Genomic DNA, 26,277 nt, shown 5'->3' on the forward strand with positions numbered 1-26,277 from the left:
AAGCCCAGCAAGCGTTATTCATTGGGAAATCTACCGTTATATTTTTCTAATTTCTGTTTATCTTACAGCAACTACGAGTGCACAAGGCTCTATATCAATAGTTTCACCCTCTATTTCACGAAATGGCAGATCCGATGCATACTCGTGATCAGCTAATATTTTCCACCCATTTTCTTCTTGAGGGAACTGATAGTTTTCCCTTTTTGTTGACGGATTGATCAGAACCAGTATGGAATTCCATTTTCCGAACCTTCCTACTTCTGAAAGAGTGTAACCGATAATAGGAGTAGGTATTGGTAAAAAATGGATGTGTTCACGGATTAACTTTGTGCTAGGAAGTCTGAATGCCTTGTGTGAACGTCTAATTTTTATGATTCCTTTAATATATTGAACGTTCTCTAGTTCAGCATCTCTCCGTTCCCAATCAATCCGGTTAATATCATCAGACGACTGATAACTATTACCAATGCCTTGCTTCGTTCTAAAAAACTCTTGGCCACTATGGATAAATGGAATCCCTTGGGCTAGGATGACTAAGGAAGTTGCTAACCGATGTCTCCTTTTCATATGGTCCTGTTGACACGCTTCTAGCTTATCCCAAAGGGTATGGTTATCGTGACACTCAACATAGTTGACGGTTTGTACGGGCTCTAGGAACAAACCATTCTTTCGCTTACCGATACCCACACTACCTGCTATAACCTGTTTGGCGGCTTCAGTAAGCCGTTCGTTACCTAATGCATATCCACGATCATAAAGATTAAATGTACTGCCTTTTATCGTGTCGCGGAACCAGTCATTAAACTGTCCGATGTTTGGGAGACTCGCTTGATTCCCAATGGTCGCTTTCTGGCTGTCTTTAATGGGTGTATTCAAGTCCCAGCCCTCTCCAATTATAATCGTAGATGGGTTGATATCATCGACCATTTTTCTTATGGCCTGCATCGTGTCGATATCAAGAATTCCCATTAAATCAAATCGAAATCCATCAAGACCATACTCCTCCAACCAGTATCGAACCGAGTCTAAAATAAACTTTCTCCCCATTAACCTCTCAGAGGCAAAATCATTGCCAACTCCCGTTCCATTTGACGGAAGTCCATCATCCCCATGACGAAAGAAGTAACCAGGCACGATTTGTTCGAAAGAAGAACTCTCACGAATATACACATGATTATAAACGACATCCATCACGACTCTAAGGCCCTCGGCATGAACCGCAGCAATCAGGCGCTTCAGCTCCGCTATTCTTGTATAAGGCTCTTCAGGGTTTGTTGAGTAACTTCCATCTGGCGCATTAAAATGGATCGGATTATATCCCCAATTGTAGTCCTTATCCGGGTTTCGTTCATCCACCCCTGCAAAGTCATTAAACGGAAGAAATTCAATATGGGTAACGCCTAGATCTTTAATATATGATAATCCGGTTGATGTTCCTGAAGGACTTTTGGTCCCAACTTCAGCGGCACCTAGAAATTTCCCTTTATGATGAACACCACTTGCGGGATGAATCGTAAGATCACGAATATGCGTCTCATAGATAATGACATCACATGGATCTTCCAGCTTTGGGAGGTCTGGTTGTTCTACTCTCGTTTTCTCTAAATCAACAACCACTCCCATCCTCCCATTAATGGTTACTGCGTTTGCATAGGGATCAACAGCCTCCCGCCACTCTCCATTGATACGAACATGATAACTATATCGATAACATTCTAGCCCTTCCTCAACAATGATAGACCAAACGCCTTTTTCTCCACGAGACATCCTTTTAAAAATAGGAGTACTATTATCATCTTGTGCTAACTTTAGCTGAACTTGAGAAGCTGTCGGTGCCCATACCTTAAACACAGTATGAGAAGACTGTAGCTTCGCTCCTAAATCATTTCCCGTATAATAAAATGTTTCATCAAATTCATTTGTCCGAATAACCGCCCCTATTTGGAGGTCTGTCTTCCCTCCATGCTCATCAATAATATTATACTCTTTTCCTATCTCTGGCTTCATGGGACTAGAACAAACGTATTTTAATGAATCGGTTAGATGGAAGGTCTCATTCACTCTAAGTTGAATTTTCTCGTTCCCATCTGTTAAATAAAACGCTGAAGAGTTTCCGCCGTGATAGGAATATGGAAGTAATACCGTAATCATCTGGACTTCATCTAAATAGGCGTTAAACACCCGATCATTGGCTATCATGTCTACTTCATCTCCTCAGCCATCCATTATTAGCCCGCTAAGACCCTTAATGAATTCTCACAAACTTGGACTTTCACTGGTGCTTTTCCGATTACTTCACCATCGGCATGAACAAGCACTTTTTCATCTGCATAAATGGAAATGGATTTGCCCGTGTATGTTTTAACTTCTCTAAAGTGAGTATGTCCACCCCAAAAAACGGTGATAAAAACAAATAACAGCTTCCACCTTGATAGATTTTGGACAACCGTAAGATCCAACAACCCATCGGTAACCGATGCCTCTGGAGAAATTCTCATTCCTCCACCGAAGTAAATCTGATTGGCAATGGTTATAAACCACACATTCTCAAACGACTGCTCGAGTCCATCTATATTCACTCTCATGTCTGAGCTTTTATAGGTAAATAGGAGCTTGATTAATACAATTGCATAGACCAGACTTCCAAGTGATAAACGGTTCAGTTTCGCTTTTAGCTTTGAATGATTCACTTCCTCACAGATTGTTGCATCAAAGCCGACTCCCATATTATTGATAAAATACGACTGTACTTTCCCGGTACATATCTTTCCTGTATCAACATCGATTGGAAATCGTCCCTCTAAGATTAAAGCAAGGGCATCTTTAGGATTTTTAGGAATTTGAAACCCTCTCGAAAAATCATTACCAGAACCACCTGGTATGAATCCTATGGAGATGTTTGAGTGATGAACTGCTCCGTTAACCACTTCATGAAGTGTCCCGTCTCCTCCTACAACCACAATAATAATAGAATCGCCGTTTGCCTCGTGGATAATCGAGGTACTGAGTTCTATAGCATGGCCCGAATATTCGGTGAAAAAAACCTTATAAGGGACAAGTAGCGCCTTGAGTTCGTCCTCAATTGTTCTCCAAACCCTTTGACATTGGCCATTCCTAGCTTGAAGATTCACAATGAAATAATACATCTGGTTTCCGCCTTAAAAAATCATATGGTTTTATAAAAGTATGTTTTTGTAAAGTTGGTTGTTAAAATCCTAAGCCGTTTTTAACTCACTATAACTTGCTTTAAAGCTCCTTGGTCTCCGAAAGCAACAACTTAGTTTCAGCTAAAAAAGCAACGAAGTTTGAGAAGAGAGCCTTATAAAATGTATGTTCATAGATGGGGAAAGAATCATCCGTTTTTAATAAACACTAGATTAATTACCTGAGAGTGGAAATCTTGCCAATGCTTCATACTTTGGTTCTTTTCCCAAATGAGTTTTGTACAAAACAACATTGTTTGCTTGGAAAACGAATTTCCGCTTATTAAAAGGGTTTTGTTTTTCAAGCATTTCAGTTTCAAATGGAAAGTCATTTGACCATTTCCTTGCTAAAGTAATATGTGGTTTAAAGGGTCTCGTTTCTAGCTTAAATCCTGAATCCAAGCAAGCGGAGTAAACTTCATCCCTTGCTTGATGCAATAACGGTGCGTGTTTGACTCCCGTCCAAAAGATTCTAGGTGAATCACTTTTTCCAAACACACCTAAATGATCAATAGTAAGTTCAAAAGACGGGCATTGTATCCGCGAATTCAGTTTCTCCATCGATATAGCAAGTTGCTCTTCGTTTGCATGACCTAAGAACGCCAAGGTGATATGGAGATCCTGATGATGAACCCAGCGTTTAAAAGGCAGCGCTTCTTGAAGGATTCCACAAGTCTTATCAAGCTCTGCTTTGAGTTCCTGTGGTAGTTCTAATGCATAAAAATAATGTTGGTTAGTCTGGGTCATTTCTAGACCGTCCTTTCTAGGTTCCAATTTCATTTTAACAATGAGATATCTATTTGGAGAAGCGTATTTTTTGATAGTTGTATTATTTCAATATTGTCCTACTTTATGATTCTTAAAAAGGCTCTGTTGCTCCAGGATGCAATCAACGGTTAGAAAAATCAACATTGTCCTTTAACAGAGCTTTTCACAAAAATAATGACAAACAACAATCATTAATAAAAATGGGAAGGGATTGCCCTAGTTAGCAATCCCTCCCCATTACCTTATAGTTTTCCACACTGAGATTCTATTTCTTGTTTAAAAAGCTCCTGTAGTTTCAAGGTTAACTCTCCAGGCTTTCCTCCGCCCACTGGTGTCCCCTCTAGCTCTACCACAGGCATCACCTCAACGGTTGTTCCGGTTAAAAATATTTCATCCGCTTTGGAAAGCTCTTCTAGTGTAAATGCTTGTTCGTTCACTTTAATGCCTTCTTTATGACAAATGGCAAGCATAAGCTGTCGAGAAATTCCATTTAAGATGAAATGATTTGCGGGATGTGTATAGACCTCTCCTTGTTTGACAATCGAGACATTTGAGTGACTACCTTCCGTTACTCTCCCGTCTCGATGTAAAACCGCTTCATCACAACCAGCCTCCGCCGCTTTTTGATTAGCAAGAAGATTACCTAATAGATTTAAGCTTTTTATATCACAACGTAGCCAACGGATATCGTCTGTGATCATTGCTTTTACACCTGATTGTAGTTTGCTTACTGGACGGTCTACTTCTCTTGTATAAGCAATAAAGGTTGGTACGACGTCATCTGTCGGGAACGGGTGCTTACGGGGGGAAATCCCACGAGTAAACTGTAAATAGACGGTTCCTAATACTAGTTGATTTTTTTGAATCAACTGTTGAAGCTGACTTTGTAACTCTTCCTTCGTATAGGGTATTTTAATCCCAATACTTGACGCACTTGACCACAATCGATCAATATGTTCACTCCCTGTGAACATTTTTCCGTTGTATACCCGAATCACCTCGTAAACTCCGTCCCCAAATTGATATCCACGGTCCTCAATATCAATGGCCGCTTCCGTTCTTTCAACTAAATCACCGTTTTTAATGACAAATGACATTTCTCACCCTCCTAGTCTATCTTACCTGCTAGCTCATAAATTGCCTGCGCATAAATGGCTGTCGCCTTTAACATGTCGTCAATGATGATGTACTCATCCTTTTGATGAGCCGCATCAGGCCTTCCTGGAAATAACGGTCCAAACGCAACTCCCGATTTTAATGACCGAGCATACGTTCCGCCACCAATGGATATCAGTTCTGCTTTTTCACCAGTTTGCTCTTCATATACTTTTTTTAGAGTTTGGACTAGAAAATCCTTCTCATCAACATGATGAGGATTCGAATTTGTAAAGTTCTCAATCCTAAATCCCTTTTCCTTAACTATTTGATCTAAAGCCGTTTTGACTCCTTCAAGTTGGGTCGTAACCGGATATCTCATATTTAAACCTAAACGACCACCAACCTCTTGCGAGTAACTCAGTGTCCCGACGTTAATCGTTAATTCACCTGTTATCTCGTCTGCATAGGCAACTCCTAATTCCTTCCCACGTGATTCTCGCCCAAAATACTTACAGACAAACTGGAAATAATTTTTAGCACCCTCATTCAGGTTAAACTCAACTAGGAAAGAAGCCATGCAAAGTCCGGCATTTTTTCCGTTGTCAGGCTCCATCCCGTGGGCAGAAACCCCTTCCATAGTCAAAACGAGCAAGCCGTTATCAACATGGCAATTGCCACCAAGACCATGCTTCTCCTTGTAATCCTCATATCTTTGAATCAACTCCGTGTGATTACCTGATACATCTAAGGAGGCGGTAGCAAAGTCTGGCACCATATTATATCTTCTGCCAGATGTAAAACGAATAACTTTCACTTCTTCGCTTCCTTCAACAGTTTCTATTCCGTCTGCTACAATATCAAAATCTGCGATCCCTTTTTCGGCATAAATAATGGGAAAATCAGCATCTGGAGCGAAACCCATCGCCGGCATTTCTTCATGTTGAAAATAATGATCGACACAGCGCCAATTGCTTTCCTCATCCGTTCCGACAATCATTCGAACGCGTCTTTTTAGAGGTAACCCAAGTTCTTTTACAATCTTCATCGCGTAAAAAGCAGCCATCGTTGGCCCCTTGTCGTCTATCGCACCTCGAGCAAAAATTTTGCCGTCACGAATGTCAGCAGCATATGGGTCGCTCGACCAGCCATCTCCCTCGGGAACCACATCAACATGACAAAGAATCCCTACGATTTCTTCGCCTTCACCAAACTCAAGGTGACCAGCCAAATTTCCGGTATTTTTAGTGAGAAAACCCTCCTTTTCGCCAATATTAAGCATAAAGTCTAATGCTTCCTTGATACCCTCTCCAAGCGGTGCAACAGCTGTAGCATTTTCCTCATCTAGCACACTTTTAATTTGTAATAACCCTTGAGTATTACGGATCAATTCTTCCTTCCGCTTTTCCACTTCTTCAAACCAACGAATGTTTTCCATCAATAGCCATGCCTCCATTATCTAAAAACTTTATGTACAATCTTAATTTTATGACTGTATGTATTTATCTAACATCTTTCTTATTTTACTATTTTACATCATCTTATCCTTCTACATCTCCTTTTCAAACTCTTTTTTAGGCCTGTATATTTCTAAATTTTCAATTTTTTATCATAAATCATCTACCTATTGCCATATGGTAAGTTAACATTAATTAAGGCTGTTTTCTAAAAGTTTGTTTTAAGTAATTGTAAACTTCGATATCAGTGGTCGAATGAAGCGAAACCATCCTTTATCAATAACAACAAAGTTTGCGAAAACAGTCTTATTTAGCAAGGGGGAATTTCCGAACAATTAACACCAAAATCAGCCTAGTTTTTTGTTAATTTAGACAATTTAGTAGAAATTTAGCTTAATAAAGGGTAAAATAGTTGAAAAGAGGCGTATGGCTTAACCTAATAGGCTTCGAAAAGGGGATGGATGGAAAAAAGAAAACTACATAAGGCGAAGATTCATCTTCAATGAGCTGTCGGTTGTAGAAAATGTCAAGGGTTTAATTTAGGATAGGGAGTGGTTGTTTGAAACCTTCAACTAACCGGATGATAAACCGTATCAAATCCATTTACATGTTCATTCGTCAGAATGGGACTGTAACAACCCAGGATCTTGTAGAAGAATTTGGCATTACCCCGAGAACCATACAGCGAGACTTAAATGTCCTCGCCTATAACGAGCTAGTAGAAAGTCCAAGCCGTGGAAAGTGGACAACAACGCAAAAAAAGGTGAAACTGACATCCTAGTATAAAGTAAAAATAGAACCGATTTTTTCGGTTCTATTTTTACGGAAGAGCCCCTAATTAAAATTACACTTCAACTTCGTACTTCATTAACGCCTCTAATTCTTCCTCTGTTAATTCTCGGTACTCTCCAAGTTCTAATGATTCATCTAGGGAAAGTGGCCCCATTGTTAACCGCTGAAGGTAAACAACTCGCTTACCAACCGATTGGAACATTCGCTTAACCTGATGAAACTTCCCTTCCGTAATTGTTAACTCAATATCAGACCTGATGCCTGACTTAAGAATATTTAATTTAGCTGGCTTCGTTTCGTACCCATCATCTAGGACGACTCCCTCTTTGAAAGCAAGTATATCCTCTTCTGTCACTTCACCCTCAATCACAGCAAAGTACGTCTTAGGAACATGTTTTTTCGGCGAAAGAAGCCTATGAGCTAATTGCCCATCATTTGTTATTAGAAGAAGCCCCTCTGTATCCTTATCAAGCCTTCCGACTGGAAAAGGTTCAAATATCGAATCATCAAGTTCAAGAAGGTCGATGACGGTTTCATCACGGTCATCCTCGGTAGCTGAAATAACACCTGGAGGTTTATTCATCATTAAATAAATAAACTCACGGTACTGAGCCTCTTCCCCATGAACAGTAATTGAATCCTTTTCGGTATCGACATGGTATCCAGGGTCCTTTACCACTTTTTCATTGACTTGTACAGCACCGTCTTTTAAAAGTTTTTTCACTTCCTTACGGCTACCGTGTCCGATATTGGACAGCATTTTATCAATTCGCATTATGTATCACTCCAATTTCTATAGGCAAGAGCCCACTCCTTTTTACTCTCTCCACATAGACTATTATCATGCTTTACTAGCTAAAACACAAAGGAGATGAGAATGATGATGGACTATAGACAACAAGGTCAAACTCAATTTTTCCCAGGATTCCCTGGCGGCGGTACCGGAGGCGGATTCCCTGGTGGTGGATTTCCAGGCGGTGGCTTTCCTGGTGGCGGATTCCCTGGTGGCGGATTCCCTGGCGGAGGAAATGTTGACCGTAGACTAGATCAACTTGAGCGCCAAATCCAAAGACTTGATCGTAGAGTAGACCGGATTGAACGCCGCTTAGGAATGAACCGCCCTGATTATGAAACATATTATTAAAAGTTAATGATAAGAAAATCCCTGCATATCGCAATGCAGGGATTTTCTTAATTATGGCTATGTAAAGCACATTGTTCAGATCCACTGCCTCGTTTTTAACATAGCCTTTATTTTAAATAGGAAGCCGTAGTTTCTGTTTAATTCGATCCACTTTACTGCCAAAGAGGAAATACAATAACCTTGAACGAAGTCCAAGATAAAAATAAACTCCAGCTCCAAATATTGCACACACGGCAATAATGATTAGCGAACTAAGTTTTGTAGTAGGCGCAATGATTTGCGTTAAGCCCGCATACAATCCATACGTTACCACACCCATTACAGCAGAAAAAATCAAAATCAATAAAATCCTTCTGGCCGCAAACTTAAATGGATAGTTAGCATATCTTTTAATGACAGTTAAATTAATTAAAATCGCAGCCACATACCCTAGGGTCGTAGCGATAACTGCTCCTTGTGTCTCGAACATTTGGATGAGTGGGATATTTAATACCAATTTGACTAAAAGCCCAGTAAGTAAGCTTAATACCGTAAAGCGCTGTTCATTGATCCCTTGTAAAATAGCCGCGGTAACGGAAAATAAAGCAAACAAAATGGCAACTGGTGCATACAGCCTTAAAACCTCTGTTCCCAGTTCTTTATTTTCATAGAAGACCGTAAAAGCTGGCTCAGCAAGGATGGACAACCCAACGGCTGCAGGGACTGTTAAGTACATCAACACTTGAAACGTTTGGTCTAGTTGGTGATTCAAGCTTTTCCGATCATTTTCCACAAACGCTTTCGTAATCGACGGAACGAGCGTTAACGAAAACGCTGTCGCTAGAGAGACTGGAATAATGACCAGCTTGTGTGTTTGAAAGTTTAGGATGGCAAAAGCAGCCGTTGCCTGTGCTCCTTCCCCAATCGCAGTCATTGCCCGCTCAAAAGTGATTTGATCAATGAATTGAAACAGCGGATTAGCAATCCCTACAAACACAAATGGAGCCGCATAAAGAAGGATTTCCTTGTAGATGTCTTTTAAGGAAATATCCAATGACCGTTTATCTTCTTTTAAAAGTTCATCAAGATACGGTTTCCGCTTATACCAATACCAGCCTAAAACTACAAGGCTTCCAATCGCTCCAATAAACGCAGCAAAAGTCGCGACACTAACAGCCGCTACCAAGCTCCCATTCATCACATTTAATACAACATAAGCCCCCACAAGCAAGAAGGCAATCCGAACAATTTGTTCCACGACCTGCGATACAGCGGAAGGCCCCATTGACTGATGACCTTGAAAGAAGCCACGAATTAAACTCATAAACGGGACGATAATCAGAGCAAAAGAAACGGCTCTAATGACGGTTGTCACATCTTCCTGACTTACCATCGGATTTTCTTCAGCAGAACTGAGTGACATTTCCGCTAGAATTGGGGCCGTAAAATACATGGCTAGAAATGAGATAAAGCCGCTCGCCAACATCACGATAATTCCAGATTTAAACAGCTTTCTCCCAACCGCATATTCGCCCATCGTATTGTATTTGGAAATGAATTTTGAAACCGCGAGCGGAACACCTGCGGTAGCGATACTAATAAAAATCGTATAAGGCACATAGGAGAATTGATATAGCGCCGTTCCTTGATCTTTTACGATTGAATAGAACGGTATAACATAAAACAATCCTAGTACTTTAGAAATGATGGTTCCGAGGGTTAAAATAAACGTCCCTCTTAGTAGCTTCGATGACATAGTATCCCTTCCTATATTGAAACGCGTAATTCATCCTCTACGCTTCCAGCAAAATAAAATTCGATATAATCGCGCTAAGTTCTCAATTTTTTATTTTATCATAACCATTCTGCTTAACTGTGACATTTTTTATAATTTAGGTGAAAGCATTTCTTTAGTTTACCTCTCTTTTAACTGCATCGCCACTTTATTCGTTTCATTTACCTAGATGTTGGACATGTTTTATAATGAGAGAATCTTGTTGTTGAATAGGAGATTATGAATGAAACATACAAATTATGATTCTGTTGTCATTGGTGGCGGACCTTCAGGGTTAATGGCGGCTATTGCAGCTGGCGAAAAAGGGGCACGGGTCCTCCTCGTCGATAAAGGGGATAAACTTGGGAGAAAACTCGCCATATCTGGTGGTGGCCGTTGCAATGTTACTAACAGGCTCCCTGTCGATGAAATTATCAAACATATTCCCGGGAATGGTCGGTTTTTACATAGTGCTTTTTCGATTTTTAGTAATGAAGATATTATCGCTTTCTTCGAGGAATTGGGGATTGAATTGAAGGAAGAGGATCACGGCCGAATGTTCCCTACTAGCAATAAAGCACAATCGGTGGTTGATGCCCTTTTAACCAAGCTCAAGGATTTGGATGTTGAAATCAAAGTGAACTCTCCGGTCCGCGATGTTCACTATGGTGAGGGCCGTGTCGCGTCTGTAGAGTTCGCTAATGGCGAGTCCGTTTCTACGGGAAGTGTTGTAATTGCGGTTGGAGGAAAGTCGGTACCACATACCGGCTCAACTGGGGATGGCTACGCCTGGGCGGAAAAAGCAGGACATACGATTACCGATTTATTTCCGACAGAGGTGCCATTATTATCTAATGAGCCTTTTATAAAGGAAAAGGTTTTACAGGGATTGTCGTTGCGTGGGGTTGCTTTAAGCGTCCTCAATCCAAAGGGAAAACCTTTAATTACCCATAAAATGGATATGATTTTCACGCATTTTGGTGTTAGCGGCCCCGCTGTTCTTCGTTGCAGTCAATTTGTTGTCAAGGCGATGAAAAAGTGGAACTTGTCTAAGGTAGTGTTGAATCTTGATGCTCTTCCTGATAAAAAAACAACGGAAGTGTTGTTCCAGGAAGTTAACGGATTATTTAAGGGTGAGCCGAAAAAAGCGGTTAAAAATGTTTTGAAAGGTTTGCTCCCAGAGAGGTATTTATTGTTTTTACTTGAGAAGAGTGAAATCGACCCTTCTGCCCAATGCGGTCAAATTTCCCAAGAGAAAATTAGAGGGTTTGTCGATCGTTGCAAGAACTTCCAATTTACGGTTAACGGGACGCAGCCACTCGAAAAAGCCTTTGTCACAGGCGGCGGCGTTTCCATCAAAGAAATCGAACCGCAAACGATGGCCTCTAAACTGATGGGCGGATTGTATTTCTGTGGCGAGATTCTTGATATCCATGGGTATACTGGTGGCTATAATATTACCTCCGCTCTGGTAACTGGTCGGTTGGCTGGGATGAATGCGGCGGGGTTTGTGTTGGAAAGTTCATAAAAAGTGGCCTGACAAAAATTTGTCAGGCCTTATATATGACCATTGCGCTAAAACAATAAATCTGTTCCTCGTCTTCTTCCTCTTCTTGGATGGCAGCCACATTGTATTTTATATCAATCAGGTTATTCTCATCTAGCTGTTTGAGGAAACGATTCATATCCTTCTCGAGATCTTTTTCATGCTCATGATCAAATACCCTAACTTGAATCATTTTACTCCTCTCCCTTCCCTTTTTTATCATTATCGCCATTTATCTGAATGTTCAATCATTCGTAATTGTGTTGTTCGGTAGATTTTTTTTCCTTAAAATAGGGATTAGAAAGGATGTGGGAATTTGATAGTAAAACCGCGTACAAAATCACGTTTATTGGAAATTTTAGAGATACTTAATTTTCGAATGGAACTAGCAGAAGATGAAAAGCAATATTATCTGGCACTGGAAAAAGGTTATCGAGGTGAACTGCTCAACGACCTTTGGGTAGAAAAATTAAAGGAGGAAATGCTGGTCTTACATGACTTACTATTTGAGATCAAAAATACTCAATTTCAGATAGATACATTAATTATTGCTCAGGATAGAGTGTATCTGCTTGACGTAAAATACCACGAAGGGGATTACATTTATAAAAACGATGGCTTCTATACTCTTTCTGGTAAAGAAACCAAAAATCACTTGCATCAACTAAGAAGATGCGAAACCTTGCTCCGACAATTGCTTCAAACTCTTAGTTTTAACTTCCCTATTGAAAGCTACCTCATTTTTAACAATCCTGAATTCTTCTTATACAATGTCCCACCAGAACTCCAAATCATTTTTCCAACACAACTAAAACGCTTCTATAACAATTTAAATAAAAGACCATCTAAATTGAGTGAAAAACATAAAGTTTTAGCTAATAAGCTATTAGATGAGAATATAGGGGAGTCTTGTTATTCGAAACTACCAGTCTATAAATATGAGCAACTTAAGAAGGGATTCACTTGTGAGTGTTGTAATTCTTTGTTAACAAATGTGGATAAAAGAAAAGTCTGTTGTACAAAATGTGGACATATCGAACATATTGAATCAGCAGTGTTGCGAAATGTCGAGGAGTACAAGCTACTTTTTCCAGAGAGGAAGGTTACAACTATTGGGATAGTTGAGTGGTGTGGAGGAGTTTTGTCAATTAAAGCAATTCGTACCATTCTTAATAAGAACTATAAAATAATGGGGTTAGGAAGATTTAGTTATTTTAAATAAACACAACATTAATTGGTGTATCTTTTAGGTTTACCTCTTCAATGTTACCGGGTTCCATGATTTCACTTGCATTTGTGTAACTTTGGGCCCTTCAATGTTACCGTTTCTATGGATCTCATTTGCGTTTTGGTCACATTGAGCCCTTCAATGTTACCGTTTCTCTGACCTCATTTACTTTTTGGTCACATTGAGCTCTTCAATGTTACCGTTTCTATGATTTCAATAACTTTTTGGTCACATTGAGCTCTTCAATGTTACCGTTTCTATGATTTCAATAACTTTTTGGTCACATTGAGCTCTTCAATGTTACCGTTTCTCGAACCTCATTTACTTTTTGGTCACATTGATCTTCAATGTGACCGTTTCTATGATTTCATTTGCGTTTTGGTCACATTGAGCTCTTCAATGTGACCGTTTCTCTCAACTTATTACAGAATAAATAAGCAGGTGTACCAGCCACCCTCAATACCCTAAATCAAACCAACACCGCTTCGCCTTCTACCTCACGCTTTACTACTTTAAAATCCTCAGCTACTTCATAATGTGCTGGTGTCATTTCTTTTAGCTGCTCTAAGGTCAACTCGTCGACCATTTCCACTAAATACATACGGCCCTCACGGAATTTGAAAACAGCATATTCGGTTACGATTGTATCTACTCTATTTTTAGCAGTTAATGGATAATTACATTCTGGTAAAATCTTGGGTTCCCCTTTTGGAGATAAATGGGACAACGCGGCAATGACTCTTTTTGCTCCGATTACGAGGTCCATCGCGCCACCGACTCCAAGGACAGCTTTTCCTGGAACTGCCCAGCTTGCCAGATCACCAGTTTCAGATACTTGTAATGCCCCAATCACCGTTGCATCGAGATGACCTCCACGCATAATCGTAAAAGATAGGGAACTATCAAAATACGAAGCATGTGGAAGTGCGGTGATTGGTTGTACACCAGAAGCGTTAACTAGATCGATGGTTTCAGGATCGACCACAAACTCATTTGGATCTGGCTCTGGTCCAACACCCAATATTCCATTCTCTGAGTGAAGTGTCACTTTTCCCTTTGGTAAGTAATCAGCTACTAACGTCGGAATCCCAATCCCTAGGTTTACTACCCCTGAGGTTAGTTCCTGCGCACAACGTTTCGCAATATATTGTTTAATATCTACGCCCATTATACTTCCTCCCTTTTTACAACAATGTCAACAAAGATAAATGGTGTTCCGATTGAATCCGGATCAAGTTCGCCAACTTCGACGATTTCATCGACTTCTACAATAGTCAGCTTAGCTGCTGTGGCCATAGCTGGATTAAAGTTTTGAGCCGTTTTTTTATAAACAAGATTTCCTGCTTTATCAGCCTTATGCGCTCGAATGATGGCGACGTCTGCGGTCAATGACTGTTCAAGGACATGCTCGCGACCATTGATGATTCTGGTTTCTTTCCCTTCAGCCAAAACCGTGCCTGCAGCTGTTGGTGTAAAAAATGCCGGAATCCCAGCTCCACCTAAGCGAATCGCTTCTGTAAACGTACCTTGTGGCAACAGGTCAATTTCTACTTTGCCTTCTTGATAGGCTACCACTAACTCCTTATTTGTTGAAAAGAAACTACCAATTACTTTTTTTATACGATTTTGCTCAAAAAGGGCATTAAGAGTTGATACACTCCCAAGGCTATTCATAATCAATGTGAGTTGATCTAGTTCCGTTCTTCTTACTAACGCCTTAGACAAGTGCCGAGGCATGCCTGGGAAACCGAACCCCCCTACCATGATCGATGCTCCTTCAGGTATTCTTTGAATTGCCTTGTCAGCATTTAGGAATTCTACCCCTGTTTGGATCTGGTCAATCGTGCCATTCATCATCCATTCCCCCTGAGAATAATTGTCTTTATACTAACTGGTTGGTATGTAACTGCATAATAAAATAATATACCCACGAATAATTTTCTGTCAATTCAAACTTCCAGTTTTTTCTACACATTTTTCAACCAGCAAACTCCCTATAAAATGCCTATTCAAGAGAAATTAGGTATAAAGACCAGAATTTCTAGGATAAAGCAGAATTTCCTATAGGGATAATTACCTCCTGAAAACCTTTATTTTATAGTGTTTCGAACAGGTTAATAAAAGTAAAAACCTAAAAAAAAATCAATCGGAAGCATTCGGCTAATCTCAAAATAGTCTGAAGATTTTGTTGACAAAATGTTCCATGCATGTAGAATAAAGACTGTGAACACCATTATCCGACATCTCTTGTTTTACATAAAATATTATCGAAGAATAATTTTTACTCTATTTAAAACAAAGGAAAGGATGAACTAACTAATGAAACTAGAAGATGTATCCAAGCAAATTTCAACTCCATTAGATGCACCAGCATTCCCAAGAGGGCCGTACAGATTTAATAATCGCGAATTTTTAAATATCTATTACCGCACAGACCTGGAAGCGCTAAGAAAGATTGTTCCAGAACCATTAGAAGTTGATGAACCGATTGTAAAATTTGAAGTGATCAATATGCCAGACGTAAGTGGGCTAGGTTCTTATGTAGAGGTTGGGCAAGTGATTCCTGTAACCTACAACGGAGAAAAAGGGGACTATATTCACTGCATGTATCTCGATAACTTCGGGGCGATTGCTTCTGGACGTGAGGTTGGTGCCTACCCTAAAAAGTTTGGAAAAGGAAATTTATACATAGATTCCGACACGCTTGTTGGAACACTAGACTATGGTTCTCTACGGGTAGCGACTGCAACGATGGGATATAAACATGCTCCGCTAGATGCTGAGGAGGCTCGTGAGGAAATTTGCAAGCCATATTTTATGCTAAAACACCTTCGTGGTCAAAATGGGCAATCACGTATTTGTGAGCTTGTTCGTGGGGAAATCAAGGACGTTACCATTAAAGGATCCTGGAAGTCACCAGCCCGCCTGCAATTGTTTGCTCATGTTCTTGCACCACTTGCTGATTTACCAGTCCATGAAGTAGTTTATGCATCTCATATCTTGACTGATTTAAGCCTCCCACGTACAGAAGTAGTCTATGACTATCTTGCAACAGAGCAACCTGTCAAAGAGAAGGAATTAGTTAGTCAAAAATAAACATACAATCTCACCCATTGACTTCATGGTGATTAGTTGTTTGATTTAAAAATCATAAAAAAAGGCTGACATCCAATATTGGTATCAGCCTAGTTTGCTTTATGCCTCTGTTTCGCCCTTCCAATCCAACATTCCGCCAACCATATTCCGCACTTTATAACCTTGCTCTTGCAGATACTGACAAACATGACCGCTGCGGTTACCTGAACGGCAAATAAAGATGTATTCTTTGTCTTTATCAAAGTAATCTAAGGTGTCTGGGATTGTTCCCATGCGGATATGCTTGGCACCTGGAATCATTCCTGCTGCTACCTCTTCGTCTTCTCGAACATCGACAAGCTCTAATTTTTCTCCCGCCTCAAGTTTTGCTTGAAGTTCATCCGTTGTAATTTTTTCAATATGATCCAACACAATCAGCCCCTTCATTCTTGTCCATAAAATTCATTAAAAAAAATCTCCATTTCATTATACAAAAACAAAAGCGGGTTAGACAAAATCTCCGTCTTCCCCGCCGTTCTGTATCACTTTCAAAGAACCGAGGGTTTTCTATGTAACAATGGAGAGCCATTCAAGCTCTCCATCTTCAAAGATAAAACTTAGTTCGCAACGATATTGACTAGCTTCCCTGGAACAGCAATGACTTTTCTAACGGTTTTCCCGTCGATCTGTTCTTTTACAGAATCATCACCCATCGCAATTTGCTCAAGGGTTTCTCTGTTTGCATCTGCAGGTACCTTCAACTTCGCCTTAATCTTACCATTCACTTGAATAACGATTTCGATTTCATCGTCAACTAGTTTTGCCTCATCGTAGGCAGGCCATGCTGCATAGCTGATTGTTTCATCATGGACTAACTTCTGCCATAATTCTTCCGCGATATGAGGGCAAATCGGTGCTAATAGCTTCACGAAGCCTTCTACAAAGCTCTTAGGTATTACCGGTGCCTTGTATGCTTCGTTAATGAATACCATTAGTTGAGAAATAGCGGTATTAAAACGTAGGCCCTCGAAGTCTTCGGTTACCTTTTTAACTGTTTGATGGTAAACCTTCTCTAAAGAACCGGCTTCAGCGACATCCTGAATTTTCTCGCTAAGCCCACCATTTTCCTCAACCAACAAGCGCCAAATTCGATCAAGGAAGCGACGTGAACCATCAAGACCATTTGTTGACCAGGCAATAGATGCATCTAAAGGTCCCATGAACATTTCATACAAACGCAAAGTGTCTGCCCCGTGACTATCAACAACAGAGTCTGGGTTTACAACATTTCCTTTTGATTTACTCATTTTTTCATTATTTTCACCAAGAATCATCCCTTGGTTGAAAAGCTTCTCGAATGGTTCTTTCGTAGGAACCACGCCGATATCATAAAGGAATTTATGCCAGAAACGTGAGTACAGCAAATGTAAGACCGCATGCTCTGCTCCTCCGATATAGATATCAACTGGAAGCCATTCTTTTAACTTCTCTGCATCGGCCAATGCCTCTTCGTTTTTAGGGTCGATATAGCGTAAGAAGTACCAGCAGCTGCCTGCCCATTGTGGCATTGTATTTGTTTCACGACGACCTTTTTTACCGGTTTCAGGATCAACAACATTCACCCAATCCGCAATATTCGCAAGTGGGGACTCCCCTGTACCTGAAGGCTTGATTTCTGTTGTTTTAGGAAGAACAAGCGGAAGTTCAACATCCGGAACAGCTGACATCGTACCATCTTCCCAATGAATGATTGGAATCGGTTCGCCCCAGTAACGTTGACGACTGAACAACCAATCACGTAAACGGTAAGTGACCTTCTTCGTTCCGATGCCCTTTTCCTCAAGCCAAGCAATCATTTTACTAATCGCTTCGTCTTTATTAAGTCCATTCAAGAACTCAGAGTTTACATGTTCACCATCGCCAGGGTACGCTTCTGCCGAAATATCGCCACCAGCGACTACTTCTTTAATCTCTAAGCCAAAGTTTTGGGCAAATTCGTAGTCACGCTCATCATGCGCTGGAACCGCCATGATTGCGCCTGTACCGTAGCTCATCAAGACATAATCTGCAATCCAGATAGGCATTTTCTCCCCATTGGCAGGATTAATCGCATAAGCTCCAGTGAAGACTCCTGTTTTATCTTTTGCAAGGTCGGTCCGTTCTAGATCACTTTTACTCTTAATTTGCTCTATATAGGCATCAACCGCTGCATGCTGTTCCTGAGATGTGATCTCTGATACAAGCGGATGTTCTGGAGCCAACACAGCATAAGTTGCACCAAACAATGTATCTGGACGTGTTGTAAATACCGTGAATGTTCCGTTATGACCTTCAATATCAAACGTCACTTCGGCACCTTCTGAACGTCCAATCCAATGTCTTTGCATGTCTTTAATGCTTTCAGGCCAATCAAGCTCCTCTAGGTCGTCAAGCAAACGATCGGCATAAGCTGTAATCTTTAACATCCATTGTCTCATCGGGCGGCGTTCGACAGGGTGTCCACCACGTTCACTTTTTCCATCAATGACTTCTTCGTTAGCCAACACAGTTCCTAGTGCAGGACACCAGTTAACAGCTACTTCATCAATATAGGCTAGGCCTTTTTCATACAATTTTAAAAAGATCCATTGTGTCCATTTATAATAGGAAGGATCTGTTGTATTGATTTCGCGATCCCAATCGTAAGAAAACCCAAGTGCCTTAATTTGGCGACGGAAAGTTTCGATATTATGCTTCGTAAATTCCGCTGGGTCATTACCTGTATCAAGGGCATATTGTTCTGCCGGAAGACCGAATGCATCCCAGCCCATTGGGTGAAGAACATTGTAGCCTTGCATCCTCTTCATTCTCGAAAGAATATCGGTTGCTGTATATCCTTCCGGGTGACCTACATGTAGACCTGCGCCTGAGGGATATGGAAACATATCAAGGGCATAGAACTTTCTTTTCCCTTCGTCCTCGGTAGTTGTAAACGATTTGTTTTCTTCCCAATATTTCTGCCATTTCTTTTCAATTTCTTGATGGCTAAAGCTCATTTTATTTACCTCCTGATCTCAACCGTTAAAATATACTGCTATACATTGAGCTTTTATATAAGGGCCCTGTTAAAGCGATTATGTTGATTTAACATAGCCTATAAAATAAAAAAACTCCCGTCCCTAAAAAAGGGACGAGAGATTATGTATGTTCTCCCGCGGTACCACCCACATTAGTGACAATATGTCACTCGCTTCATTCATCCTTAACGCGGAAAACGGCTAGCCTTACTATTAGTTCACGCCAGCAACTAAAAGGCGAGTTCATGATGGGCCAGACTGACTTGCACCTACCGTCAGCTCTCTTCATATCAGGCTTCACATCACTACTACTCCTTCATCAATGTCTATCAGTATGAAAGTATATATATTGTATACAATTTATAGCTTTGATGCAAGAGTGGCCTGAATTGGGATGCTTCGCCACCCCTTACACCCTTTAAAATATTCATTATCCTATGATGTCTTTCGAAAATGGGTGATTATTTTTATACATTATAGCCAATACGTCAAAAGAATAAAACTTTATGAAGAGGATCATTTTTTTATTTATGAAGCTTTTTAGAATTTTACTGAAATCCCTTTCAATGTAGGTTTATAATATAGTAGTATTACTTTAACTAAAAATTCAGAAAAACTAATCAACTACTAGTTCTCTGGAAATGGATTATTATCCTTTTGATATGGGGAGAGATTGAGAGATGAAGGTAACCCTTTTTGCAACTTGCTTGGTCGATATGTTTCAAAGCGATGTCGGCAAGGCAACGGTTGAAGTGCTTGAACGTTTAGGATGTGAAATAGATTTTCCAGAGTCACAGGTGTGCTGTGGACAACCGGCTTACAATAGTGGGTACGTAAAAGAGTCCAAGGAAGCAATGAAAAAGATGATTGATACATTTGCAGATGCAGAGTATGTTGTTTCTCCATCAGGTTCATGTGCGTATATGTTTCATGAATACCAACACGTTTTTAAAGGCGACCCGATTTGGGAGCCAAAGGCGAGAAAACTTGCAGAAAAGACCTACGAACTTACCCAATTCATTGTGGATGTCCTTAAAATTGAGGATGTAGGTGCCCGTCTTGAGGGTAAAGCTACATATCATACCTCCTGTCACATGACTAGATTACTAGGTGTGCAAAAAGCACCTATGATTCTACTAAATCATGTAAAAGGACTTGACTTTACCGAGCTGCCAGGGAAAGAACAATGTTGTGGCTTTGGTGGAACATTTTCTGTCAAGATGGCGCAGATTTCTGAACAGATGGTTGATGAGAAGGTACAACATGTAGAAGAAACCGAGGCCCAGTATTTAATTGGCGCAGATGCAGGCTGTTTAATGAATATTGGTGGACGGATTAATCGACAAGGCAAGCCGATCAAAGTCATGCATATTGCGGAAATATTAAATAGCCGTTGATCTGAATCTGACTAGATTCAATTTCATACAATCTTCTAAAAGAAATGGGGGCGATCTTAGGTGGCAATGAAAATCGGGAATGAAAACTTCAGTGACCGCGTTGGCAAAGGAATCAATAACTCTTTCATGCGCGGGGCTGTATCGGGGGCACAAGATAGCATTGGTGCACGCCGTTTAAATGCGGTCGAAGAACTCGGGAATTGGGAAGAATGGCGTTCCCATGGTGAAGAAATCCGTCAGCATGTGCTTGAAAACCTTGATTATTACTTAGAGCAACTAAGTGACAATATCGCCAAACGTGGTGGGCATGTTTTCTTTGCTGCAACTCCAGAAGAAGCTAATGACTATATTCGTGGCGTAATTAAAAAGAAAGATGCGAAAAAGGTCGTAAAGTCAAAATCGATGGTCACAGAGGAAATCAACTTAAATGCTAGCCTGGAGGAAATCGGCTGTGAAGTCATTGAAACAGACCTTGGAGAATACATTCTCCAAGTGGATGACCATGATCCACCTTCCCATCTTGTGGCCCCTGCTTTACATAAAAACAGAGAGCAAGTCCGTGAAGTTTTTACAGAAAAGCTAGGATATAAGAAATCCTCTGATCCAACAGAGCTAGCTCAACATGCGCGAGAAATGCTCCGCCAAGACTATTTGACGGCAGATGTCGGGATTACTGGCTGTAACTTTGCCGTTGCCGAAACAGGGTCTTTTGCTTTGGTAACGAATGAAGGGAATGCTGACCTTGTCACCTCACTCCCACAAACGCAGATCACTGTTATGGGGATGGAACGTCTTGTTCCAACGTTCGAAGAGTTGGAAGTACTCGTAAGTATGCTCACCCGAAGTGCTGTTGGCCAAAAACTACCGAGTTATGTCACTGTTCTCACCGGACCAAGAGAAGAACTAGATGTAGACGGACCTGAAGAATTTCACCTCGTCGTCATCGATAATGGACGTTCGAGAATTCTTGGTACCGAGTTCCAGTCTGTACTCCAGTGTATTCGCTGTGCAGCTTGTCTAAATGCTTGTCCTGTTTATCGCCATGTCGGGGGGCATTCTTACGGTTCGATTTATTCAGGGCCGATTGGTGCGGTGTTGTCACCACTTCTTGGTGGATATGATGAATACAAAGAATTACCCTATGCATCTACCCTTTGTGGAGCCTGTTCAGAAGTGTGCCCAGTAAAAATTCCTTTGCATGATTTATTGCATAAACATCGTCAAGTCATTGTTGAGAAGGAAGGAAAAGCCCCTGTATCCGAAAAGCTTCTCATGAAAGCATTCGGGCTAGGTGCTGCTTCACCTAAACTGTATAAATGGGGTTCAAAACTTGCCCCTTCAGCCATGAATCCCTTCACTAGTGATGATAAGATTTCTAAAGGACCTGGTCCATTAAAGGCTTGGACGGATATTCGTGATTTCCCTGCACCTAGTAAAGAAAGATTTAGAGATTGGTATAAAAACAGGGACAAAGGGGGAAATCAATCATGACCGGAACCATCAAGAATCGGGATGCATTTTTAAACAACATCGCTCAAAATCTTGGAAGGAACCGCTTGAGTGATCCTGTTAAAAGGCCACAGTGGAAATTCAATCCACAAGCGAAAGTTTTATCAGAAGCAACAGAGGACGAACTGGTAGAAGTACTGAAAGCCCATTGCGAGAAAATAAATACAACCGTAGTCACCACCACAAAGGCAGGACTTACGGTAGCCCTGAACGAAGCAGTAACCAACTACGGTGGTGGTCCGGTAGTGACCTGGAAAGATGAAAGGTTTTCTAAATGGGGGCTTACTGACCTTTTTAAAAATGAATGGCCGAATCAGGGTCTTGACTACCATGAGTGGGATCATTCAGCCGGGGATAAAAATATCCAGTTCGCTGAACAAGCCAATGTCGGTATCACGATTAGTGAATATACGCTTGCCGAGTCTGCAACGGTTGTACTATTAAGTAACAAAGACCGGGGACGCACGGTTAGCTTTTTACCAAAGACCTATATTGCGTTAGTTCCTAAGAGTAGCATTGTGCCCCGCATGACTCAAGCGGCTCAGAAAATGCGCGAACTGCATTTAGATGGGAAAAACGTACCGGCATGCATTAATTTCATTTCGGGTCCTAGTAATTCAGCAGATATCGAACTGCAACTCGTGGTCGGCGTTCACGGCCCCTTTAAAGCAACGTACATCATTATTGAAGATTTATAATGTAAGAATTAATCAAGAAAAAGAGCTGATTGGATTAATGCCAAATCAGCTCTTTTTTCACATTTTCAAAACATTGTCGCTTTTATTTTAACAACGATGCTTACGAAACAGCCTTATTTTATAAATGACTAAACTTCTGTTCCCAACGGTGAGATTCCAGCTTGTTTTTTTAACTGCCGATCGTAAAGAGCGGTTGTAAAAATTGCCACAATGAATAAAGCAATTAAGACTGTAAACAGAGCTGGCATCCCAAAGGTGTCAACTAAAATCCCGCCAAGTAGGGGTCCAATCATTCTCCCCCCGGTTGCTGTACTGTTGACAATTCCTTGATAAAATCCTTCTCTCCCTTTTGGTGCAAGGGAATCAGCCAACGTAGGGATTGCCGGCCAGACAAACATTTCACCAATGGTAAGAATAATCATCGCTGTTAGAAACGCGGAAAATTCCTGTGCCCCTGATAACACGATAAACGAGCCAATAAAGATAACCAAACCAATTTGAATTTGTAGTTTAAGATTCTTTTCAAATCTTTTTACGACTCTATTTAAAATCGGCTGCCCCAACACAATTAACGCTCCATTGACCGTCCATAAGAAACTATACTGAGTTAACGGAATACCTAGTTGAACCGTATAAGCAGAAATCGTCGAAGCCCATTGGGAGTATCCAACCCAACAAAGCATAAACCCTATACATAATGTGAGGAGGGCAATCAATTTACTTCTATTTTTGATTGGGCCCTGTTCTTGAAGAACCGATGACTGCGAACGTGAAACAGACTGAATCCCACGATACCCAAAAATAGCAATTAGTAGAAATACAGTATAGAGAAGGGCATTCGCTAGAAAGATGTGTAGGAAGGAGTAAGAAGCTACTAGTCCACCAAGTGCTGAACCAATCGCGACCCCTAAATTCTGGGCCACATAAATGGCATTAAACGCTTTTCTCCCGCCTTCTTTCCAAACATTACCCGCCATTGCAAAAACTGAAGGAAAGACGATGCCAGAACCAAACCCAACAATCACTAACAGAATGATATATTGTGGCCAACCATTCCAAATCGTCAAACCAAATAAGGCTGTAATTGTAATACCAATTCCAATTAAAATAGATTTGTAGCCGCCTAACCTATCAAATAAGTGGCCACCTATTAAATTACCTACTACTGTTGCTGCTGAATTTAACATCAGGACAAATCCTGCAACTGTCAATGATTTCCCAAGATGTTCATGGATATAAATTGTATTTAAAGGCCATAAAAAAGAGGCACCTGTTGCATTTACTGCCATGCCAATTACTAGCAGCCATAAGGCTCTAGGCATTTTTCATTACTCCCATCTAAATAAAGTTTCGATAACCAAAGTAATTTTAGATGGTTTGAGGGGAACTTGCAATATAAATAACCACCATCTTTAATAATAAAAATTTTCGATTAAAAGAATTACTCTTACAATTGGTAACATACCATTCTAACAAGCTTGTTATTATACTTGACACCTTTGAAACTCCATTTTAAACTAAAGAAAACACCGTACAAATTACTATTTGCACAGTGTTTTCATTTTTTAACTAGTTTATGTTTTTTCTATTTATTTTGGCTGTTGTGCAGGGAAATAGTCGTTGATCGCCAAATCCTTCTTTTTGAAGTTGTCTGTTTCCTCGTACACAGCCTTTTTCACTTTTTCAATCTCTTCGTCTAATTCTTCAATACTTACACCTTTTTTCACTAACTCTTCAGTAGCAATTTTAATTGCTGCAAATGATTCTTCTGATGAAACTTTCAAAGAATCCATTGCCCCCTGTGGGTTGTGGAATCCTGCAGCACTTTCAGCAGCAACCATATCCCAGAACCATTGTCCTTTACGAACATGTTCTTGTGCTTCTTTAATCTTTGCTTCACTAACACCAGATGTAATCATCTTGTTGATGTAATAATGAGAAGTAATCGAAATATCTTCTGCTTTGTGTAATGCTTCCATATGAGCATCCTGAATCTTAATAACTCGCTCTTCTAGATCTTCCACATCTCTGTTGCTATGGCAAGTCATACAAGACTCTTCCATTGTTTTAAGTGGTGACGTCCATTGGTGAGAACTGATTTTCTTTTTACCATCAGCACGCTCATAAGGCATATGACAGTCAGAGCATGTCACGCCTGCTTCACCATGTGGGCCCTCAATATGTGTTTCAAAGTCTGGGTGCTGAGCTTTCACAATTGGTGTACCGGAAACATTGTGAATCCAGTCTTGATTGAATCCTTCTTCTTTAGCCGTTGTTTCGTAGTATTCATACATTTCTTCTGGCTTAAAACCGTTATCCCAAGGATAGGTGACTTCACCATTGTCTGCATCAAAGTAGTACTCGACGTGACACTGTCCACATACATAGTTACGCATATCATTTTTGGTTGGGTTGGACATATCAATTCCTTGAGCTTCCATTCCCTTAATGAAGCTTGGACGTGTTACGCGTAGATCCATTGTTTCTGGATCATGACAGTCAGAGCAACCGATTGGGGAATGGCCCATTGATTCGGCTTTTGGCCAAATTTCTTCATTGAAATTACCGCCCCAGTAATCGTCACCCATTTCCTCAATCATGTGGGGAACAGCTGTAGATTTACAAGTTAAGCAAGAACCGATTGACTTATCGGTAATACGAGCAATATCTCGAACATCCTCGTTTGCATAAATATGACCGCGGTCCTCATTATACTCGGTCGCAAAACCATATCCATTGAACAAGATTGGCAAATATGGTTCCTTATCATGATCATATTTACTTCGTTTTACTGAACCACTGTATTTTGTATCTTCCATTTCTGCATTCTTCTGGTAGCTGTCATATTGAAGCGGGAATAAATCCTTAAATGCTTCGTTGCTGATTTCATCAGCGCTTAGACCGGTTTTTGCTTCAGTAGCGGCAGTCTCTTTATCTTCTGAACCGCATCCGGTTGTAATAAGCATGACAGCGACTAGGAGCAAAAATGCCCATTTAAAATTCCTAGCCATTATTCATCGTACCTCCCTTATTTTCTAAAAGCTCTCCTGGTTTTGCTGGTTTAAAGTAATCTTCTGTTTTGAAATCATCCCCATGCGGAACTGCCTGGTGGCAGCTTGAGCAACTGTCTTTCGCATCATGTGACACATTATTTACTGTACTCTGATGGCAATCAATACAGTTGTCATTGATGATTTCATAGGAACTCTCTTTCGCATGTAATACATGTGGTATTTTAGATTCGCCAAGTGTATTGTAATATACATGACTTACACCGGCTTTTGCTTTGTTAACATATTTATTCACCACAGTATCATGCGGTAGATGACAGTCACTACAAGCTAATTCAGCATGTGTAGAACTAGCAAATGAGTCATGGACGTTGTTCATGATATGACAACTACCGCAGAACTCTGGTGAATCTGTGTATGCAAGCCCTTTGACAGTAACCACCGACAAGATAATTCCAGTAAAAACTCCAATGAATAGCAGCATTCTTTTATCCATCGCTAAAAACTTTTTGATTGATCTTTTAAACATCCCTTTCACCTCCCCT

At 40.5% G+C, this 26,277-nt stretch carries 23 protein-coding genes and 1 other annotated feature; of the genes, 8 read left to right on the forward strand and 15 right to left on the reverse strand.

Going from position 1 to position 26,277, the window contains the following annotated elements:
- Positions 1-57 precede the first annotated feature (57 nt).
- The 5 genes from pulA to pepV all read right to left on the reverse strand — a co-directional run bounded on the left by pulA (position 58) and on the right by pepV (position 6,504).
- On the reverse strand, positions 58-2,199 hold the full coding sequence (gene pulA / locus BMX30_RS04715; protein ID WP_090741688.1) for a type I pullulanase: 2,142 nt from the start codon (positions 2,197-2,199) through the stop codon (positions 58-60).
- A 29-nt stretch (positions 2,200-2,228) separates the two neighbouring features.
- Positions 2,229-3,146: a diacylglycerol/lipid kinase family protein gene (locus tag BMX30_RS04720; RefSeq protein ID WP_090741690.1), complete on the reverse strand. Its 918-nt coding sequence runs from the start codon at positions 3,144-3,146 to the stop codon at positions 2,229-2,231.
- A gap of 231 nt (positions 3,147-3,377) precedes the next feature.
- A complete protein-coding gene (thpR, locus tag BMX30_RS04725) occupies positions 3,378-3,950 on the reverse strand; it encodes an RNA 2',3'-cyclic phosphodiesterase (RefSeq protein ID WP_090741692.1) in 573 nt (190 codons plus the stop codon).
- Between the two features lie 263 nt (positions 3,951-4,213).
- On the reverse strand, positions 4,214-5,068 hold the full coding sequence (gene dat, locus BMX30_RS04730; RefSeq protein ID WP_090741694.1) for a D-amino-acid transaminase: 855 nt from the start codon (positions 5,066-5,068) through the stop codon (positions 4,214-4,216).
- 11 nt (positions 5,069-5,079) lie between these two features.
- Positions 5,080-6,504, reverse strand: a complete 1,425-nt coding sequence (pepV, locus tag BMX30_RS04735) for a dipeptidase PepV (RefSeq protein WP_090741852.1) — start codon at positions 6,502-6,504, stop codon at positions 5,080-5,082.
- Between the two features lie 578 nt (positions 6,505-7,082).
- On the opposite strand from pepV, the gene BMX30_RS04740 reads away from it, so the two are divergent.
- Complete coding sequence (locus tag BMX30_RS04740) at positions 7,083-7,304, forward strand: DeoR family transcriptional regulator (RefSeq protein ID WP_090741696.1); 222 nt, start codon at positions 7,083-7,085, stop codon at positions 7,302-7,304.
- Positions 7,305-7,367: 63 nt separating this feature from the next.
- Here the strand turns inward: BMX30_RS04740 and BMX30_RS04745 are convergent, their stop codons facing one another.
- Positions 7,368-8,090, reverse strand: a complete 723-nt coding sequence (locus BMX30_RS04745; protein WP_090741698.1) for a pseudouridine synthase — start codon at positions 8,088-8,090, stop codon at positions 7,368-7,370.
- Positions 8,091-8,192: 102 nt separating this feature from the next.
- Here BMX30_RS04745 and BMX30_RS23420 point away from each other — a divergent pair, with 102 nt between their 5' ends.
- On the forward strand, positions 8,193-8,459 hold the full coding sequence (locus BMX30_RS23420) for a hypothetical protein (protein WP_170843793.1): 267 nt from the start codon (positions 8,193-8,195) through the stop codon (positions 8,457-8,459).
- 112 nt (positions 8,460-8,571) lie between these two features.
- On the opposite strand, the gene BMX30_RS04755 is transcribed toward BMX30_RS23420, so the two are convergent.
- Positions 8,572-10,194 carry a putative polysaccharide biosynthesis protein gene (locus BMX30_RS04755; RefSeq protein WP_090741700.1) on the reverse strand — a complete coding sequence of 541 codons (1,623 nt, stop codon included), beginning with the start codon at positions 10,192-10,194 and terminating at the stop codon, positions 8,572-8,574.
- Between the two features lie 262 nt (positions 10,195-10,456).
- On the opposite strand from BMX30_RS04755, the gene BMX30_RS04760 reads away from it, so the two are divergent.
- Complete coding sequence (locus BMX30_RS04760; protein WP_090741702.1) at positions 10,457-11,740, forward strand: BaiN/RdsA family NAD(P)/FAD-dependent oxidoreductase; 1,284 nt, start codon at positions 10,457-10,459, stop codon at positions 11,738-11,740.
- A gap of 22 nt (positions 11,741-11,762) precedes the next feature.
- Here the strand turns inward: BMX30_RS04760 and BMX30_RS04765 are convergent, their stop codons facing one another.
- Complete coding sequence (locus tag BMX30_RS04765; RefSeq protein WP_090741704.1) at positions 11,763-11,951, reverse strand: sporulation protein Cse60; 189 nt, start codon at positions 11,949-11,951, stop codon at positions 11,763-11,765.
- 123 nt (positions 11,952-12,074) lie between these two features.
- Between BMX30_RS04765 and BMX30_RS04770 the strand changes: the two genes are divergently transcribed.
- On the forward strand, positions 12,075-12,980 hold the full coding sequence (locus BMX30_RS04770; RefSeq protein ID WP_090741706.1) for a nuclease-related domain-containing protein: 906 nt from the start codon (positions 12,075-12,077) through the stop codon (positions 12,978-12,980).
- Positions 12,981-13,455: 475 nt separating this feature from the next.
- Here the strand turns inward: BMX30_RS04770 and BMX30_RS04775 are convergent, their stop codons facing one another.
- Both BMX30_RS04775 and BMX30_RS04780 read right to left on the reverse strand, forming a co-directional pair.
- Positions 13,456-14,154, reverse strand: a complete 699-nt coding sequence (locus BMX30_RS04775) for a 3-oxoacid CoA-transferase subunit B (RefSeq protein ID WP_090741708.1) — start codon at positions 14,152-14,154, stop codon at positions 13,456-13,458.
- Positions 14,154-14,843, reverse strand: a complete 690-nt coding sequence (locus BMX30_RS04780; RefSeq protein WP_244532501.1) for a CoA transferase subunit A — start codon at positions 14,841-14,843, stop codon at positions 14,154-14,156. The genes BMX30_RS04775 and BMX30_RS04780 overlap by 1 nt, the downstream gene beginning before the upstream one ends.
- Before the next feature lie 462 nt (positions 14,844-15,305).
- On the opposite strand from BMX30_RS04780, the gene BMX30_RS04785 reads away from it, so the two are divergent.
- Positions 15,306-16,082, forward strand: a complete 777-nt coding sequence (locus tag BMX30_RS04785; protein ID WP_090741712.1) for an acetoacetate decarboxylase — start codon at positions 15,306-15,308, stop codon at positions 16,080-16,082.
- A 99-nt stretch (positions 16,083-16,181) separates the two neighbouring features.
- Here BMX30_RS04785 and BMX30_RS04790 read toward each other — a convergent pair whose 3' ends face one another.
- The gene (locus BMX30_RS04790; protein WP_090741714.1) at positions 16,182-16,490 is read right to left on the reverse strand and encodes a rhodanese-like domain-containing protein; all 309 of its coding nucleotides are present in this window, start codon (positions 16,488-16,490) and stop codon (positions 16,182-16,184) included.
- A gap of 188 nt (positions 16,491-16,678) precedes the next feature.
- Positions 16,679-19,096 carry a leucine--tRNA ligase gene (gene leuS, locus BMX30_RS04795; RefSeq protein WP_090741716.1) on the reverse strand — a complete coding sequence of 806 codons (2,418 nt, stop codon included), beginning with the start codon at positions 19,094-19,096 and terminating at the stop codon, positions 16,679-16,681.
- A 127-nt stretch (positions 19,097-19,223) separates the two neighbouring features.
- Positions 19,224-19,449, reverse strand: a binding site (T-box leader).
- 348 nt (positions 19,450-19,797) lie between these two features.
- On the opposite strand from leuS, the gene BMX30_RS04800 reads away from it, so the two are divergent.
- The 3 genes from BMX30_RS04800 to BMX30_RS04810 are packed head-to-tail and all read left to right on the forward strand — an operon-like array spanning position 19,798 to position 22,721.
- Entirely contained in the window at positions 19,798-20,514 is a 717-nt protein-coding gene (locus BMX30_RS04800) for a (Fe-S)-binding protein (RefSeq protein WP_090741718.1), read from the forward strand.
- Positions 20,515-20,574: 60 nt separating this feature from the next.
- Positions 20,575-22,005, forward strand: coding sequence for a LutB/LldF family L-lactate oxidation iron-sulfur protein (locus BMX30_RS04805; protein ID WP_090741720.1), 1,431 nt, complete (start codon positions 20,575-20,577; stop codon positions 22,003-22,005).
- The gene (locus BMX30_RS04810) at positions 22,002-22,721 is read left to right on the forward strand and encodes a LutC/YkgG family protein (RefSeq protein WP_090741722.1); all 720 of its coding nucleotides are present in this window, start codon (positions 22,002-22,004) and stop codon (positions 22,719-22,721) included. The genes BMX30_RS04805 and BMX30_RS04810 overlap by 4 nt, the downstream gene beginning before the upstream one ends.
- Positions 22,722-22,849: 128 nt before the next feature.
- Here the strand turns inward: BMX30_RS04810 and BMX30_RS04815 are convergent, their stop codons facing one another.
- From BMX30_RS04815 to BMX30_RS04825, 3 genes are all read right to left on the reverse strand, one after another.
- Positions 22,850-24,043 carry an MDR family MFS transporter gene (locus BMX30_RS04815; RefSeq protein ID WP_090741724.1) on the reverse strand — a complete coding sequence of 398 codons (1,194 nt, stop codon included), beginning with the start codon at positions 24,041-24,043 and terminating at the stop codon, positions 22,850-22,852.
- A 267-nt stretch (positions 24,044-24,310) separates the two neighbouring features.
- The gene (locus tag BMX30_RS04820; RefSeq protein ID WP_090741726.1) at positions 24,311-25,732 is read right to left on the reverse strand and encodes an ammonia-forming cytochrome c nitrite reductase subunit c552; all 1,422 of its coding nucleotides are present in this window, start codon (positions 25,730-25,732) and stop codon (positions 24,311-24,313) included.
- A complete protein-coding gene (locus BMX30_RS04825) occupies positions 25,725-26,261 on the reverse strand; it encodes a cytochrome c3 family protein (RefSeq protein ID WP_244532502.1) in 537 nt (178 codons plus the stop codon). Before BMX30_RS04825 ends, BMX30_RS04820 begins: the two co-directional genes overlap by 8 nt.
- Positions 26,262-26,277: the final 16 nt, after the last annotated feature.

This window comes from Mesobacillus persicus (assembly GCF_900109925.1).
Taxonomy (GTDB): domain Bacteria; phylum Bacillota; class Bacilli; order Bacillales; family Cytobacillaceae; genus Mesobacillus_B; species Mesobacillus_B persicus.

Excerpts from the sequence above, each read along its gene's own strand:
- pulA (WP_090741688.1), bottom strand. The coding sequence starts at position 2,199 with ATGATAGCCAATGATCGGGTGTTTAACGCCTATTTAGATGAAGTCCAG.
- BMX30_RS04720 (WP_090741690.1), bottom strand. The coding sequence starts at position 3,146 with ATGTATTATTTCATTGTGAATCTTCAAGCTAGGAATGGCCAATGTCAA.
- thpR (WP_090741692.1), bottom strand. The coding sequence starts at position 3,950 with ATGACCCAGACTAACCAACATTATTTTTATGCATTAGAACTACCACAG.
- dat (WP_090741694.1), bottom strand. The coding sequence starts at position 5,068 with ATGTCATTTGTCATTAAAAACGGTGATTTAGTTGAAAGAACGGAAGCG.
- pepV (WP_090741852.1), bottom strand. The coding sequence starts at position 6,504 with ATGGAAAACATTCGTTGGTTTGAAGAAGTGGAAAAGCGGAAGGAAGAA.
- BMX30_RS04745 (WP_090741698.1), bottom strand. The coding sequence starts at position 8,090 with ATGCGAATTGATAAAATGCTGTCCAATATCGGACACGGTAGCCGTAAG.
- BMX30_RS23420 (WP_170843793.1), top strand. The coding sequence starts at position 8,193 with ATGATGATGGACTATAGACAACAAGGTCAAACTCAATTTTTCCCAGGA.
- BMX30_RS04755 (WP_090741700.1), bottom strand. The coding sequence starts at position 10,194 with ATGTCATCGAAGCTACTAAGAGGGACGTTTATTTTAACCCTCGGAACC.
- BMX30_RS04760 (WP_090741702.1), top strand. The coding sequence starts at position 10,457 with ATGAAACATACAAATTATGATTCTGTTGTCATTGGTGGCGGACCTTCA.
- BMX30_RS04765 (WP_090741704.1), bottom strand. The coding sequence starts at position 11,951 with ATGATTCAAGTTAGGGTATTTGATCATGAGCATGAAAAAGATCTCGAG.
- BMX30_RS04775 (WP_090741708.1), bottom strand. The coding sequence starts at position 14,154 with ATGGGCGTAGATATTAAACAATATATTGCGAAACGTTGTGCGCAGGAA.
- BMX30_RS04780 (WP_244532501.1), bottom strand. The coding sequence starts at position 14,843 with ATGATGAATGGCACGATTGACCAGATCCAAACAGGGGTAGAATTCCTA.
- BMX30_RS04785 (WP_090741712.1), top strand. The coding sequence starts at position 15,306 with ATGAAACTAGAAGATGTATCCAAGCAAATTTCAACTCCATTAGATGCA.
- leuS (WP_090741716.1), bottom strand. The coding sequence starts at position 19,096 with ATGAGCTTTAGCCATCAAGAAATTGAAAAGAAATGGCAGAAATATTGG.
- BMX30_RS04800 (WP_090741718.1), top strand. The coding sequence starts at position 19,798 with ATGAAGGTAACCCTTTTTGCAACTTGCTTGGTCGATATGTTTCAAAGC.
- BMX30_RS04810 (WP_090741722.1), top strand. The coding sequence starts at position 22,002 with ATGACCGGAACCATCAAGAATCGGGATGCATTTTTAAACAACATCGCT.
- BMX30_RS04815 (WP_090741724.1), bottom strand. The coding sequence starts at position 24,043 with ATGCCTAGAGCCTTATGGCTGCTAGTAATTGGCATGGCAGTAAATGCA.
- BMX30_RS04820 (WP_090741726.1), bottom strand. The coding sequence starts at position 25,732 with ATGGCTAGGAATTTTAAATGGGCATTTTTGCTCCTAGTCGCTGTCATG.
- BMX30_RS04825 (WP_244532502.1), bottom strand. The coding sequence starts at position 26,261 with ATGTTTAAAAGATCAATCAAAAAGTTTTTAGCGATGGATAAAAGAATG.